General features: G+C 64.9%; 10 protein-coding genes. 5 read left to right on the top strand and 5 right to left on the bottom strand.

Annotation, left to right across the window (positions count from 1 at the left end):
* Window positions 1–603 precede the first annotated feature (603 nt).
* The 3 genes from N5J71_RS13050 to N5J71_RS13040 all read right to left on the bottom strand — a co-directional run bounded on the left by N5J71_RS13050 (window position 604) and on the right by N5J71_RS13040 (window position 5,340).
* The gene (locus N5J71_RS13050; protein ID WP_003462097.1) at window positions 604–1,317 is read right to left on the bottom strand and encodes a trypsin-like peptidase domain-containing protein; all 714 of its coding nucleotides are present in this window, start codon (window positions 1,315–1,317) and stop codon (window positions 604–606) included.
* A gap of 196 nt (window positions 1,318–1,513) precedes the next feature.
* On the bottom strand, window positions 1,514–3,997 hold the full coding sequence (gene plsB / locus N5J71_RS13045) for a glycerol-3-phosphate 1-O-acyltransferase PlsB (protein WP_279916989.1): 2,484 nt from the start codon (window positions 3,995–3,997) through the stop codon (window positions 1,514–1,516).
* A 500-nt stretch (window positions 3,998–4,497) separates the two neighbouring features.
* The gene (locus N5J71_RS13040) at window positions 4,498–5,340 is read right to left on the bottom strand and encodes an EamA family transporter (RefSeq protein ID WP_074855869.1); all 843 of its coding nucleotides are present in this window, start codon (window positions 5,338–5,340) and stop codon (window positions 4,498–4,500) included.
* A 358-nt stretch (window positions 5,341–5,698) separates the two neighbouring features.
* Here N5J71_RS13040 and N5J71_RS13035 point away from each other — a divergent pair, with 358 nt between their 5' ends.
* Window positions 5,699–7,507, top strand: coding sequence for a sensor domain-containing diguanylate cyclase (locus tag N5J71_RS13035; RefSeq protein WP_241198080.1), 1,809 nt, complete (start codon window positions 5,699–5,701; stop codon window positions 7,505–7,507).
* Between the two features lie 56 nt (window positions 7,508–7,563).
* Here the strand turns inward: N5J71_RS13035 and N5J71_RS13030 are convergent, their stop codons facing one another.
* The gene (locus tag N5J71_RS13030) at window positions 7,564–7,896 is read right to left on the bottom strand and encodes a hypothetical protein (protein WP_244597203.1); all 333 of its coding nucleotides are present in this window, start codon (window positions 7,894–7,896) and stop codon (window positions 7,564–7,566) included.
* Between the two features lie 424 nt (window positions 7,897–8,320).
* On the opposite strand from N5J71_RS13030, the gene N5J71_RS13025 reads away from it, so the two are divergent.
* Entirely contained in the window at window positions 8,321–8,458 is a 138-nt protein-coding gene (locus N5J71_RS13025) for a hypothetical protein (protein ID WP_003462092.1), read from the top strand.
* A gap of 141 nt (window positions 8,459–8,599) precedes the next feature.
* Here the strand turns inward: N5J71_RS13025 and gliR are convergent, their stop codons facing one another.
* Window positions 8,600–9,634: an AraC family transcriptional regulator GliR gene (gene gliR / locus N5J71_RS13020; protein WP_279916988.1), complete on the bottom strand. Its 1,035-nt coding sequence runs from the start codon at window positions 9,632–9,634 to the stop codon at window positions 8,600–8,602.
* A gap of 125 nt (window positions 9,635–9,759) precedes the next feature.
* On the opposite strand from gliR, the gene N5J71_RS13015 reads away from it, so the two are divergent.
* From N5J71_RS13015 to N5J71_RS13005, 3 genes are read left to right on the top strand one after another with little or no spacing between them, the layout of a single operon-like run.
* Window positions 9,760–11,355: an FAD-binding oxidoreductase gene (locus N5J71_RS13015; RefSeq protein ID WP_116618184.1), complete on the top strand. Its 1,596-nt coding sequence runs from the start codon at window positions 9,760–9,762 to the stop codon at window positions 11,353–11,355.
* A gap of 2 nt (window positions 11,356–11,357) precedes the next feature.
* Entirely contained in the window at window positions 11,358–13,049 is a 1,692-nt protein-coding gene (locus tag N5J71_RS13010) for a glycerol-3-phosphate dehydrogenase/oxidase (RefSeq protein WP_279916987.1), read from the top strand.
* Window positions 13,050–14,645, top strand: coding sequence for an FGGY-family carbohydrate kinase (locus N5J71_RS13005; protein WP_424960569.1), 1,596 nt, complete (start codon window positions 13,050–13,052; stop codon window positions 14,643–14,645). It begins immediately after the preceding gene.
* Window positions 14,646–14,735: the final 90 nt, after the last annotated feature.

Here is a 14,735-nt window from a genome sequence, read left to right as displayed (position 1 = left end):
GATGGGCCCGGATTACATCCGGCTACTGGCTATCGCCCGCAAGCGGGCTCCTACGGGACGGGTGAATACCTGTAGGAGCGGCTTCAGCCGCGATGTTCTGGTCCGCCCCCGGCATCCACGTTTCGTAGCCGGATGAAATCCGGGGGCAGTTCGCGCACCAGAAAAAGCTGTCGCGGCTAAAGCCCCTCCCACAAGCCCGCGGGGAACTGTGGGAGGGGCTGTAGTTCGAGCACATGGCCAGGCTTATCGCGGCTGAAGCGCAATGCCGCCCAGCCGCTCCTACGGGACGGGTGAATACCTGTAGGAGCGGCTTCAGCCGCGATGTTCTGGTCCGCCCCTGCATCCACGTTTCGTAGCCCGGATGAAATCCGGGGCCGTTCGAGCACCAGAAAAAGCTGTCGCGGCTGAAGCCCCTCCCACAAGCCCGCGGGGAACTGTGGGAGGGGCTTTAGCCGCGACTGGACATTGAGTGGTTCCCCGGATTTCATCCGGGCTACTCATTGATTATCGCCAGCAAGCGGGCTCCTGGGGGGCGTGGTTTGTTCTGTAGGAGCCGGCTTGCCGGCGAGCCTGGCAATCATCCCAGGCGATGACGCCGGGCTATCATTCCGTCAGCGTCATCAGAATATCGGCATACCAGGTGCAGTTCAGACCGAGGGCTTCGTCCTGATCCTCGTCGCGATTGCCCAACAGGCGCGTGGAATGGATGCCGAGCAGATGCCAGGGTAGCTCGCCATCGACGCTGGCACGCTTGACCACCGGCGCACCGCTCAGGCCTCGATGGGTGCGCCCGTCGGTGAGGAAGTAGCCCAGCCCGTGGAAACGCAAACCGAAGGACGATGCCAGCCCGGCATGACGCGCCACCGGCATGCGATGCAGGGTGTCCTGAAATCCCAGCGGGAAGCCGACCACCAGCAGCGTCGAGCCAATTTCTACATGTTCGTCGGCTTGTAGCAGGTGCTGCGGGGTGAAGGCCTGGTAGGCGCCGCCGTTGGGAAGAGCGGCCTGATCCAGCTCGATCACCGCCACATCGATCTCGCCTGCGCCATCCATGCCTTGTCGCCACAGCTGCTGCTCGCCGTCATACAGTGGGATGGCGAAGCTGACGGTGCTGGTCAGGTTGTCGGCATCGGTGTGCAGTTCGATCTGCAGGCTGTCCGGCTGGTGGCCATTGGGCTCGTCGAGGACGACATGGCGGCTGGTGACGAGAAACAGCCGTTGCTCCCGGCGGAAGAAGAAACCACTGGCGTTGGTCAGTATCTGCCCAGCGGCCAGGGTGGTGATGCGTGCAGCACTCAACATCAGGGAATCGATCATGCCAGGGCCTCCTGCCGGTGTGTGACTTATCGACTGACTACCAAAGCCGTGACAGGTTCGTCTGGTTGCATCGAGCCTGCGCCGCGGTGGATGTAACACGCGACATCCATCCGAGGCAGTGGCGGGGCGGTAGGGTGCGCTGTGCGCACCTTCGAATCACCGTAGTCACCGGTGCGCACAGCGCACCCTACACACATCACGGCGCGGCCGGCTGGTCCTCGTTGCGATCCAGCGCCACCTGGCGAATCGACAGGCGAATCTCGGCCGGCAGCACGCGCTTGGCGGCGCCTTCGGCCAGTTCGCTAAGCAGCGGATGATGGCTGAGCTTGCCGGCCTCGTCCTGGCGCAGCACGCCCTGATCCAGCAGGCTCTGGATGAAGTGGCGGAACAGGCTCTTGTCGAAGAACTCCGGCGCATTCAGGCCATGCAGGATCGACAGGCGCTGGGCCATGACCGTGCACAGGTCTTCCAGATCCTCGGCGCTGATCGCGTTCTGCCCGGCGTTGAGCAGCAGGGCGATGGCCATGTAGAAGCGCTGCAGGGTCTGCGCCACCGAGCGTGACAGCAACGTCAGCAGCACGAACTGGCGCGAGCTCGGCGCCGGGCGCAGGTACACGTCGCCCTCGACCTTGAGCAGGCCCTGTTCGACGAAGGCCGTCAGCCATTGGTCGATCACGCCTTCCAGCTCGCTCTGCTCCCAGCGGATGAACAGCTCGGACTGCAGATAGGGATACAGCGCGCCGGCATAGCGCAGGATCTGCTCGCGGCTGATCCGCGCGCTGCTCTGGAAGAAGCTGGCCAGCAGCGCCGGCAGGGCGAATATATGCAGCACGTTGTTGCGGTAGTAGGTCATCAGGACGGCGTTCTGCTCGTCCAGATAGAGAATCTTGCCCAGCGCATCCTTCTGCTCGGCCAGCAGGTCCATGCCCTTGACGTGCTCGATCAGCGCCGCGCCGTCGCCGTCCGGCAGGGTGGTGTGCGGCGAGTAGGGCACGGCGCGCAGCAATGCCAGGTACAGGTCGAGCACACGGGCCAGGGCGCGGTCGTCCAGCGCCAGCTTGCTGGTGGAGAGCAGCGCCAGGGCCACCAGGTTGACCGGGTTGATTGACGCCGCCTCGTTGAGGTGACGCGCCACGCGCTCGCCGAGGCGATTGGTGGTTTCATTGAGCCAGGCCGGGCGGTACTGCGGGCCCAGCTCCTGCTCACGCCAGCCGGGCTGCTGCTGGTCGAGGAATTCGGCCAGCTTGATCGGCTCGCCGAAGTTCACCGAGACCTGGCCGAAGCGCTGCTTGAGCGCGCCGAGCACCTTGAACAGGTCGAAGATCGATTCCTTCTTCTTGCTCGCGCCGCGCAGCTCGCCCAGGTAGGTGCGGCCCTCCAGCACCCGCTCGTAGCCGATGTACACCGGAACGAAGACGATGGGCAGGCGGTTGCTGCGCAGGAAGCTGCGCAGAGTGATGGCCAGCATGCCGGTCTTCGGCCGCAGCATGCGCCCGGTACGCGAGCGCCCGCCCTCGACGAAGTATTCGACCGGGAAGCCCTTACTGAACAGGGTGTGCAGGTATTCGTTGAACACCGCCGTATACAGCGGGTTGCCCTTGAAGGTGCGGCGCATGAAGAAGGCGCCGCCACGGCGCAGCAGGCCGCCAATCAGCGGCATGTTGAGGTTGATGCCGGCGGCGATATGCGGCGGCGTCAGGCCGTTGGTGAACAGCAGATAGGACAGCAGCAGGTAGTCGATATGGCTGCGGTGGCAGGGCACGTAGATCACCTCGTGACCCTGGGCGATATCGCGCACGCCTTCGATGTTGTGCACCTTGATGCCGTCGTAGATCTTGTTCCAGAACCAGCTCAAGACCAGTTCGAGGAAGCGGATCACCGTGTAGGTGTAGTCCGAGGCGATCTCGTTGCCGTAGCGCAGCGCCTGGGCTTCGGCCTTCTCCAGGCTGATCTTCTCGCGCTCGGCTTCCTCGGCAATCGCCTGGCGCACCTGCGGGGCGTGCACCAGGCCCTTGACCAGGTTGCGTCGGTGCGACACGTCCGGGCCGATCACCGCCGCCTTCTGGTTGCGGAAATGCACGCGCAGGATGCGATGGACCATGCGCAGGGTGCGCTCCTGGCCCTTGTCCTGCTCGACCAGCTCGCGCAGGTGAATCGGCGTGGAGAACTGCACGCGGGTCTTGCGCCCGAGAATCAGGATGCTCACCAGCCGGCGCAGGCGTCCGGTCACCGCCCAGCTGTCGGCGAACAGCAGTTTCCAGGGGCTGGTCTCGCGATCGGGCGACTGGCCCCAGAACACGCTGACCGGCACGATCTGCGCGTCGTCCACGGCATGCTGGCTGAGGGCGGTGACCACCCGATCGAGGGTCGGCGAGATGCCGCGCTTGTCCTGGCGGCCGAACCAGTCCGGCTCCGGCGTCAGGTAGAAGAAGGCCGCGGGTTCGATGTGTTCCCCGACCGCCACCGGCAATACCGGGCGTGGCAGGCCGGCTTTGGTGCACTCGCGGTCGACCACCGCCAAGTCGCTCACCGAGGGCTGCTGCAGCACGTAGAACACCGGCTTGCTGCGGTCGAGCTTGAGGGTGAAGGCGGACTGGTTGATGGTTTCCGAGCGTACCCAGAGGTACAGCAGGCGGCGCAGCGCGCTAAAGGCCATGCGGCGGAAGGGGGAGCGGGTCATACGGACTCTTGAACAGTTAAACGAGCGGATGCTCGGGAAGGGCGCTAGTGTGCCGCAAGCCGCATATGGCGGGCAAAAAACTTCCGGGAGAAGTTTTTGACGTCGCTCCGCGACGGCCCTTGAGGTGGCCGCCATGGATGGCAGGACACAAAAAACTCTCGCGTCCAGGCCGTCAGCCCGGCCAGCATGCAGGCAGCGTATGACGAAAAAACGGTCGACTACTCAGTAGCCGTTGATCAACAGAACCGTAAAGCGGGTCTCGGGTTCCCGATCAGAATGCCGAGTCAGGCTGACTCGATGGTGCGGATCGCCTCCTGATCTGCTGGTTGCGTTGGTGTACCGGGTAGGAGCGAGCTCTGCTCGCGAAGCTTTTGCGCTCGGGGATTCGCGTGCAGAGCTCGCTCCTACAAATGTCCTTATAGGGGGGGCGCAGCGTCGTAGGGTGGGCTTCAGCCCACCAAGTTGTGATTTCGCAATCCACTTGCTGCAACGCGAACCCCTCACGCCAATTTCATCACCACCACACCAGCCGCAATCACCGCGCACGCCAGCAGACGAATCGGCCGCAATCTCTCCTTGAGCAACACCACCCCCAGCAGCACAGCGAACACCACGCTGGTCTCGCGCAGGGCTGAAACCAATGCCACCGGCGCCTGGGTCATGGCCCAGATAACGATGGTGTAGGCCGCCATCGACATCGCCCCGCCGGCCAGCCCGCCACGCCAATGCGGGCCCAGCTGCAGGAAGGCGCGCGGCCCACGGCTGATGGCCAATACCGCCGCCATCACCACGCCGTTAACGGTGAACAGCCACAGCGAATAACTCAGCGCATCGCCATTGCTGCGTGCGCCCATGGCATCGCTGAGGGTGTAGCCGGCGATGAACAGTGCCGTCATCAACGCACAGCCCAGCATCGCCCCCTGTGGCGCCTTGTGATGGCCGCCGCGCAGCGCCATCAGCCAGATGCCCAGCACCAGAACCAGCAAACCCAGCAACTGCAGGGCACCGAGCCCGTCCTGCAACAGCAGCAGTGACAGCAAGGCGACCATCAGCGGCGAGCTGCCCCGCGCAATCGGATAGACCTGGCCCAGGTCGCCGTACTGGTAGGCGCGGGCGAGAAAGAAGTTGTAGCCGATATGCAGCAACGCCGACAGCGCGATCCACGGCCAGGCCGAGGCTTGCGGCAGCGCCACCAGCGGCAGGGCGCAGAGCGCCACCAGGCCAGCACCGATCTGGATCAGCGTGGCGGTGAGGAAGCGATCCAGACCAATCTTGAGCAGAGCGTTCCAGCCGGCATGCAGGGCAGCGGCGGCGATGACGGCGAGAAAGACCGTGGTTTCCAAGGCGGGCCTCGAAGACAGGCGGTTATCGAAGAAATTGAGCAGGAGCCGTGCGGATGCCGCTCGGCTCGACGTGATGTGGCTGAGGCGCCGTGTCGGTCGTCAGTCTGGCGCAAGCTCGATTTTCGGGCAAAACCCATTACCGCATGATGGCAGCACAGTGGCGCAACAGTGCCTATGATTCAACGCAAGGCGATGGATCACGCCCCGCGACGCTGAACCAAAGGGCAACAGACCCTTGTCCTCGACAACTAGAAACAGCCCGCCCGTGAATGGCTTGGAGAACAAGGCGATGACCCCGCCCAGCACGCCGATTGACGCACATGACGCCGTCGCTCGACGCCCTCGAATCGCAACACCCTTGAACCTGCTGATCGTTCTGGCGAGTGTATTCGTTGCCGTTGTCTGGCTGATCACCCTGCAACGCATCGCCTTCGAACGTGAGCAGGCGCTGACTGCGGAAATGAAAGCCAACTCCAGTCTGGCCATCGCTTTCGAGCAGCAGGTGTTCCGCGCGCTGAAGGCGGCCGAGCAGGTGGCGGCTTTCGTGCGCGAGCAGTACCGCCGGCAGGGTAAGGCCATCGACCTGCGCCGCTGGGTCGAGGAGGGCATAATCCGCGAGGAGATGTTCACCATCGTCAGCGTGGTGGACGAGCAGGGCGATATCGTCAGCAGTAGCCAGGACACTGGCCCGGTCAACTACGCCGACCGCGAGTTCTTCACGGCGCAGCGCGATGCCCGTATCGATCACCTGTTCATCAATCAGCCGGTACTCGGGCGGGTTTCCGGGCGTTGGCTGATCCCCATGTCGCTGCGTATCGAGCGCGATGACGGCAGCTTCGCCGGCGTCGTGGTGATGGCCGTGCGTCCAGAGGACGTCACGCGTTTCTTCCAGCAGGTCGATCTGGGCCCGCAGGGGCTGTTGGAGCTTGCCGGCCTCGACGGCGTGATACGTGCGCGCAAGATCGGCGCACGTAGCGAATTTGGCCTGGGTGCCGAGTCGCTGGCCTGGTTCCAGCGGCAAAAGCTGCACGGCGCCGATGATTTCCACGACAGTGGCGAGGCGCTCGATGGCGTCGCCCGTATCGTCAGCTACCGCACCATGACCGGTTATCCACTGATGATTACCGTGGCCACCGCCTATGACGAGGAGATGGGCACGACCTTGCAGCGGCGCTCCACCTACCTGATGGCCGCAGTCGGCGTCACCCTGGTGGTCATGCTGTTCGTTGGCCTGCTGGCGCTGATGCTGGTTCGCCAACGTGCGGCCACCGATGCCCTGCAAGGCAGCGAAGCGCTGTTTCGCGCCACCTTTCACCAGGCGGCCATGGGTATCGCCCACATCAGCCCCGAGGGTCGGATACTGCGGGTCAACGAGAAATTCGCGCGCATGCTGGGGCGCCCGCCCGAGGCGCTGCAAGGCGCCAACATTTTCGACCTGAGCGACGCCGAAGTAGCTGCCGCCGCCCGCAGCTTTCTGAGTGAGCAACTGGTCAGCGAGGCTCGTGCGCTTTCCCCGGAAATCGAGAAAACCTATCGGCGTGAGGATGGCTCGCTGATCTGGGTATGCGAGGCCTCGAGCGTCGTCCGCAACCGCCATGGTCACCCGGAGTTCCTGGTGCTGGTCACGCAGGACATCACCGAGCGCAAGCACCTGGAAGCGCGCCTATGTCATGACGCCGAGCATGACGCCCTCACCGGGTTGGCCAACCGCGTCAGGTTCCACCAGCGACTCGACCAGGCGCTGGAGTCCGTGCGCGACCAGCAGCTGTGCGCCGTGCTCTATATCGACCTGGATGGATTCAAGGAAATCAACGACCGCCACGGTCATACGGCCGGCGATAGCCTGCTGCAGATGGCCGCCAGGCGGCTGGAAGGTTGTGTGCGCAGCACCGACACGGTCGCACGCTTCGGCGGTGATGAGTTCGGCATCGTCCTCGGCAATCTGCACGGCAGTCAGGAGTGCGAGACCGTGGCGCTCAAGGTTCTGGATGTGCTGGCCAAGCCGTTCGATCTGGACGGCTGCATGGTGCGGATATCGGCGAGCGTGGGCGCCGCTCTGTTTCCGCTGCACGCTGAAGGCGGCCAGGACCTGCTGAAACGTGCGGACCAGGCCATGTACGCGGCCAAGCACGCGGGCAAGAACCGCTTTCACAGGGCTGAAGGATAGGGCTGATGATGGCCTGAACAGCCATCGCCGGATCTTCGCCTGAATACCTGTGACGGTTACTGGACCGCGACAAGCTGAGTCGAAACGCCCTGTTCGCCAGCCACCAGCAGCTGCCTGCGCCATTTCCACTCCAGCATGCCCAGGCCTGCGACGGATGCAGCCTCGCCGAGCACATGACAAAGCCCCGGTAGCGTCATGAGCGGGGCAAAGATCGTAGCGATGCCAAGGCATGCCAACGCCCAGAGTCCGTTGGCCACTGCCAGCAGCTTGATTAGCGCTTCGGCGCGTCGCAGGCGAATCGCCAGCGAAATGGAAAAGCAGGCGTAGGCGATATTGATCGCGCCGATGAAGCTCAGCAGCTCGCCGGGCAGGGCATACCAGCCGCTCAACCAGGGGGGCCAGCAACAGAACCACAACGCCCGTGCTCGCAGCGGCCATGCAGTCCAACCAGAGGAGATGCCTGATCATTTGAATCACCTCCTACCGTGCGGTGGATGTTTCTGTGTCTGTGGGAGAGAGCTTTCTGCTCTGGCATCCTGCTTCGCTCTACCTCCTGCGTCCATGCAGTCGTAGCCGCGATTGCTGGCGAGCAAAGCGCCCCCGTATTTCATCGGGCTACGAGAAATCTTATTGGCCCGCTGTAACGCCCGCATCCCTGCCTCGTCCATTGCTGCGAGGGCGCCAACCTGGCGCCGTATTCGAAACCGATGGAGAGATGCCAATACCCTGACTGCCACCTAGGGTCTGTTGCCGTTTCGACGCGGCCGTGCGCGAAACGGCAACAGACCCTAGGGCGCTGCACTGCCGAGTTACATGGCGTTCACTGCCCACGCCACCAGCATCCCCTTCGCTGAGCAGGAACTGGCCGGCGGCTACAGCCTGACCGCTGCCGAGAAGGCGCAGGAAGGCTCCCGTATTGAAGGCACGTGCAGTGGCGATAAGAACGAGTAAGGGCGCCGGGAGGACTGATATGCCATTGGCAAACCTCACCGGTGCCGGCCGTGGCTGCGCTCGTGGCGCTTTTCATCAGCGGGGCATGGCGATGGTTGAGTCTCGACTACTGGCTGGCACGGCGTTTCCGGCCATATCGCGCTAGCCCAGCGGATTATCCCGGCGCCGGCTCTCGCGAAACTCGCCCGGCGTCTGCCCGGTCCAGCTCTTGAAACTGCGGTGGAACGAGCGTGATTCGGTGAAACCGAGATAACAGGCAATGTCCTGAATCGCCAGGTCGCTGCGCAGCAGGTAATGCTCGGCCAGTTCCTGACGCAGCTCGTCGAGTATCTGCTGATAGCTGGTGCCGGCCTGCTGCAGGTGGCGCTGCAGGGTGCGCACGGTCATGTCGAATTTCTCCGCCACCCGTTCCTTGCGCGGCAGGCCGTCCTTGAGCAGCAGGCGCAGGGCGTTCTTCACCCGGCGCGGCAGCGGCTCGTTGTCGTCCAGCCCGGCCATCAGGGTAAGGGCATGTTCTTCCAGGGTGCGCAGCAGGTTGGCGTCGGCCTGGCGCAGCGGCACGCCGAGGTAGTCCAGCGGCACCAGCAGGGCGTTGCAGGGCTGTTCGAACCGCACCGGGCAGCCGAACAGCTGCTGGTATTCAGCCAGTTCGGTGGCGGCCGGTTGCGCGTGTTCGAACCACACCTCACGCGGTGAATGCTCGGAGTCGGCGATCCAGCGGGCGTACAGCAGCCAGGAGGCGAGCACGTTCTCGACCATGTGGCGGCGCACGTCCGGTGCCTGATGACGGCAGCTCCAGATTAGTCGTACGTGATCCTCGGCCGCCTCGATACGGCTGGTGCCCATGTCGCCCACCAGCTTCTCGTAGGGCACGATGCGGCCCATGGCCTCGCCGAGGGTGGCACAGTTCATGGCGATATAGCCGAGCACGCGCCACGAGCCGGGCTGGACGAAACGCGCCGAGTGCAGGCCGAACAGCGGGTCGCCGGACACCTCCAGCAGATGCGCCAGCAGGCGTTCGTGTACCTCGCTGGGAATCCGCTTGCCATTGTCGGCCAGATCCTGCGCCTGGACACCGGCTGCCGCGAGCGCACGGTCGATATCCAGACCGAGCTGTTCGGCCTGGCGCAGGTACTTGAGCAGGGCGGGAACCGAGGTATAGCCGAGGTTTTCCATGGATTATTCTTGTTCTGCGATGCCTGTCTTGATTGGCGATAGCGCTTGTCCCGATTCGACAGTGACGGAAATCGGCGGCTGGCTAGTATAGGCAGCCGTAAGTGCTGATCGGAATGGGGGATGCGATGCGACGCTGGAACGGATGGGGTGACGAAGCGACCGAGGTTGAACTGCCGGCCCATGGCGAGGCCTTTCTCGCTGAACTGGTCGGGCCGGGCCAGCGTCTGGTCGACGCCAGCCTGCAAGACGTGCTGGCGCGTGTGCCGGCCTCACGTCTGGCTCCCAACCCGCTGATCAGCCAGGACGCCGAGGTACGAGTGCGTCACGCCCGTGGCCAGAGCCTGCCGGACTGGCTGGCCATGCGCTCCGGCGAGTTCGGCCTGTTTCCCGATGGCGTCGCCTGCCCGGAAAGCGCCGAGCAGATCCGCGAGCTGCTGGCCTGGGCGCAACAGCATGACGTCACCCTGATCCCATACGGCGGCGGCACCTCGGTGGCCGGCCACATCAACCCGCAGGCCGGCCAGCGCCCGGTGCTGACCCTGTCGCTGGAGCGCATGACGCGCCTGCTGGATATCGATGAGGACAGCCTGATCGCCACCTTCGGCCCTGGCGCCAATGGCCCGCAGGTGGAAAGCCAACTGCGCGCACGCGGCTACACGCTGGGCCATTTTCCGCAGTCCTGGGAGCTGTCGACGCTTGGCGGTTGGGTCGCCAGTCGCTCCAGCGGCCAGCAGTCGCTGCGCTACGGGCGCATCGAGCAATTGTTCGCCGGCGGCAAGCTGGAAACTTTCGCCGGTACCCTGGAGATTCCAACCTTTCCGGCCTCGGCCGCCGGGCCTGATCTGCGCGAGCTGGTGATGGGGTCGGAAGGGCGCTTCGGGGTGATCTCCGAGGTGCGCGTGCGCATCAGTCGCCTGGCCGAGCAGGAGCGTTTCTACGCGGTGTTCCTGCCCAACTGGCAGCAGGCGCTGAGCGCCATTCGCAGCCTGGCCCAGGCGCGCGTGCCGCTGTCCATGCTGCGCCTGTCCAACGCCATCGAAACCCGTACCCAACTGGCCCTGGCCGGTCACCCGCAGCAGATTGCTCTGCTGGAGAAATACCTGGCTCTGCGCGGCGCCCGCGACGGCAAGTGCATGCTGACCTTCGGCGTTACCGGCAGCCGGGTGCAGAACGCCGCCTCGCTGAAACAGGCACGGCGCTTGCTGAAAGGTTTTGACGGTGTGTTCACCGGCACCCTGCTGGGCAAGAAGTGGGAGCAGAACCGCTTTCGCTTCCCCTATCTGCGTCATGGCCTGTGGGAGCGCGGCTATCTGGTGGATACCCTGGAAACCGCCACCGACTGGTCGAATGTCGACAACCTGCTGAATAAGGTTGAGGCCAGCCTGCGTGACGAGCTGGCCGGCGAGGGCGAGCGTGTGCACGTGTTCACCCACCTGTCGCACGTCTATGGCGAAGGTTCGAGCATCTACACCACCTACGTATTCCGCCCCGGCAGCGACTACGCCGAGGCCATGGCGCGCTGGCAGCGCTTGAAAGCGGCGGCCAGCCGCACCATCGCCGAGAATCGCGGCACCATCAGCCACCAGCACGGCGTCGGCCGCGACCACGCTCCCTATCTGGTGGCGGAGAAGGGCGAGCTGGGCATGGCCACGCTGCGCAGTCTGGCCACGCATTTCGACCCCGACCAGCGCCTGGCGCCTGGCGTGTTGCTGCAGGACTGAGCATGGAGCCCTGGAACGCCACCTGGCGCACGCGCGCGCTGCCTGAACTGGCCGCCCGCGACTGGGATCTGCTGGTGATTGGCGGCGGTATCTGCGGCGCCGGCATCCTCCGTGAGGCGGCGCGGCGCGGCTGGCGCTGCCTGTTGCTGGAGCAGCGCGACTTCGCCTGGGGCACCTCCAGCCGCTCGTCGAAGATGGTGCACGGTGGCCTCCGTTACGTTGCCAAGGGCCAGCTGGGGCTGACCCGCGACTCGGTGCGCGAGCGCCAGCGCCTGCTCGGCGAGGCGCCGGGGCTGGTGGAGCCGCTGAGCTTCGTCATGCCGCACTATCGCGGCGGCTTTCCCGGGCCGAAGGTCTTCGGCGGCCTGCTGAGCCTGTACGACGCCCTGGCTGGCAAACGCAATCACCTGTTCTACCCACTGCAGCAACTGCGTTACCTGGCGCCGGGCATTCGCGAGGACGGCCTGCTCGGTGGCACGCGCTTTTTCGATGCGGTAACCGACGATGCCCGTCTGGTGCAGCGCGTGCTGGGCGAGGCGCGCGCCGAAGGCGGCGAGGCGCTTAATGGCATGCGCGTGGTCGAGTTGCTGCGTGAAGCGGGGCAGGTGGTCGGTGTGCTCGCCGAGGATGTGGAAACGGGCAACCGCTACCGCCTGCGTAGCCGAGCCGTGGCACAAGCCACTGGTGCCTGGGCCGATCGCCTGCGCCAGCCTGGCAATGGTCGCATCCGTCCGCTGCGTGGTAGTCACCTGCTGCTGCCTAGCTGGCGCCTGCCGGTGGCGCATGCCTTCAGCTTTATGCACTCGGCCGATGGCCGGCCGGTGTTCGTCTTCCCCTGGGAAGGCGCAACGGTGATCGGCACCACCGATCTGGATCATGCGGACGAGCTCGATCATGAAGCCGCCATCAGCGCTGAGGAGGTCGACTACCTGCTGGCTGCCTGCGACCGGCAGTTCCCGACCGCCCAGGTGAGCCGTGCCGACGTGCTGTCGACCTGGGCCGGCGTGCGCCCGGTGGTGAGCGATGGTGGCAGCGCACTGAAACCCTCCGACGAGAAGCGCGAGCATGCTCTGTGGATCGAGCCGGGCAGCGTGACGCTGGCCGGCGGCAAGTTGACCACCTTCCGCCTGCTGGCGCTGGAGGTGCTGCGTGCCTGCGCGGGTTTCGTTGGCAAGCCAGTGGATGATCAAGGCGGCGCGGTCTTCGCTGCGAATACGCCGACACCGATGCCGGCGTTGAGCCCGGCGCAGCAACGCCGCCTGGCTGGGCGCCATGGCCGCCAGCTGGGTGAGGTACTGCGCTTGGTCGACGAAATCGGCGCTGATTGCGTCGCCGGTACTGACACCTTGTGGGCCGAACTGGCTTGGGCTGCCGAAGGCGAGCTGGTACTGCACCTGGACGACCTGCTGCTGCGCCGCACCCGCCTGGGCCTGCTGCTGGCAGGTGGCGGCCGCGCCGAACTGCCGCGTATCCGCGCGCTATGCCAACCACGGCTGGGCTGGAGCGATGCTCGCTGGCAGCAGGAACAGGCGGATTACCTGGCGTTGTGGCAGCGCTGTTACAGCCTGCCGGGAACGGTGGTTGAACAACCCCCTCTCCCGCTTGCGGGAGAGGGCTGGGGAGAGGGAAAGCGTTTATCTGCCGGCCACTCTGCGCCAGACGAACCACCCTCTCCCCCGGCCCCTCTCCCATAAATGGGAGAGGGGAGACATAACAAGAAGGATCACACCTTGAGCGAACCAAGCTACCTGCTGAGCATCGACAACGGCACCCAGAGCGTGCGGGCGCTGCTGTTCGATACTCAGGGCAACCTGCTCGCCAAGGGCAAGGTCGAGCTGGATCCCTATTTCTCCAGCCAACCAGGCTGGGCCGAGCAGGACCCGGAATATTACTGGGCCAGCCTCGGCGAGGCCTTCCGCCTGTTGTGGCAGCAGGTGGACATCGACCGCAGCCTGATCCGCGGCGTCGCCGTGACCACCCAGCGCGGCAGCATCATTCATGTCGATGAGCAGGGCACGCCCCTGCGCCCGGCGATTCTCTGGCTCGATCAGCGTCGTGCCGAAGTGGCCGGGCGGATAAAGGGCCTGTGGGGCCGGCTGTTCAAGCTGGTGCGCGCCGAAGAGGCGGTCGATCACTTTCGCGGCCAGGCCGAGGTCAACTGGGTCTCCCAGTTTCAGCCGGACATTGCGGCACGCACGCACAAGGTGCTGTTGCTTTCGGGTTTTCTCACCCATCGCCTGTGCGGCCGCTTCGTCGATTCCACCAGCAGTTGCGTGGCCTACCTGCCGTTCGACTACAAGCGCCTGCGTTGGGCCTCCCCTGGCGACTGGAAGTGGCAGGCGCTGAAGGTGCGCCGTGAGCAACTGCCTGAGCTGTTCAAGCCGGGTGAGCGACTGGGCCAGATCAGCGCCGAGGCCAGCCGCCATACCGGTATTCCGGAAGGCCTGCCGCTGATTGCTGCTGGCGCCGACAAGGCCTGCGAGGTGCTGGGTTCCGGTGCGCTGGAGCCCAGCACGGCGTGCCTGTCCTATGGCACCACGGCGACCATCAACACCACACGCAGCCGTTATCTGGAAACCGTACGCCTGATTCCGCCCTATCCGGCGGCGCTGCCGGATCACTTCAACACCGAGGTGATGATCTATCGCGGCTTCTGGATGGTCAGCTGGTTCAAACGCGAATTCGGCCTGCGCGAGATGCAGCGGGCCGAGGCGCTGGGCGTGTCCCCCGAGGCGCTGTTCGACGAGCTGGTCAACGCCGTACCGCCGGGTTCCATGGGCCTGATGCTGCAGCCGTACTGGACGCCGGGCATTCGCGAGCCGGGATTGGAGGCCAAGGGGTCGATCATCGGCTTTGGCGACGTACACACCCGCGCGCATCTGTATCGGGCGATTCTGGAGGGTTTGGCCTACGCCCTGCGCCAGGGCAAGGAGCGTATCGAAAAACACTCTGGCACCCGCATCGAGCGCCTGCGCGTGTCCGGTGGTGGTTCGCAGAGCGATGCGGCGATGCAACTGACGGCCGATATCTTCGGCTTACCGGCCGAGCGTCCGCACCTGTACGAAACCAGCGGCCTGGGCGCGGCGATCAATTGCGCGGTAGGTCTGGGTTTGCACCCTGATTACCCGAGCGCCATCGCCGCCATGACTCGGGTTGGTCAGGTGTTCCAGCCGAACCCGGAGGCCCAGCGCGTTTACCAGCAGCTCTACGGGCAGGTCTATCAGCGCATGTACCGCCAGCTCAAGCCGCTGTACCAGCGCATTCGCAAGATTACCGGTTATCCGGCGTAGGGCATGGTGGCGTAGGGCGGACTCAGGAGCGCCAGCGAACAGTCCGCCGTTCCTCGGTGCTACACAAGTCCAGCGGCGTACTGCTTCGCG

It is taken from the genome of Ectopseudomonas oleovorans (genome assembly GCF_029845265.1).
Lineage (GTDB): Bacteria > Pseudomonadota > Gammaproteobacteria > Pseudomonadales > Pseudomonadaceae > Aquipseudomonas > Aquipseudomonas oleovorans.
Note: the sequence above shows the minus strand (reverse complement) of the source record. Positions and strands in the feature narration are given on the sequence as shown.

Excerpts from the sequence above, each read along its gene's own strand:
- N5J71_RS13050 (WP_003462097.1), bottom strand. The coding sequence starts at position 1,317 with ATGATCGATTCCCTGATGTTGAGTGCTGCACGCATCACCACCCTGGCC.
- plsB (WP_279916989.1), bottom strand. The coding sequence starts at position 3,997 with ATGACCCGCTCCCCCTTCCGCCGCATGGCCTTTAGCGCGCTGCGCCGC.
- N5J71_RS13025 (WP_003462092.1), top strand. The coding sequence starts at position 8,321 with ATGGCGTTCACTGCCCACGCCACCAGCATCCCCTTCGCTGAGCAGGAA.
- gliR (WP_279916988.1), bottom strand. The coding sequence starts at position 9,634 with ATGGAAAACCTCGGCTATACCTCGGTTCCCGCCCTGCTCAAGTACCTG.
- N5J71_RS13015 (WP_116618184.1), top strand. The coding sequence starts at position 9,760 with ATGCGACGCTGGAACGGATGGGGTGACGAAGCGACCGAGGTTGAACTG.
- N5J71_RS13010 (WP_279916987.1), top strand. The coding sequence starts at position 11,358 with ATGGAGCCCTGGAACGCCACCTGGCGCACGCGCGCGCTGCCTGAACTG.
- N5J71_RS13005 (WP_424960569.1), top strand. The coding sequence starts at position 13,050 with ATGGGAGAGGGGAGACATAACAAGAAGGATCACACCTTGAGCGAACCA.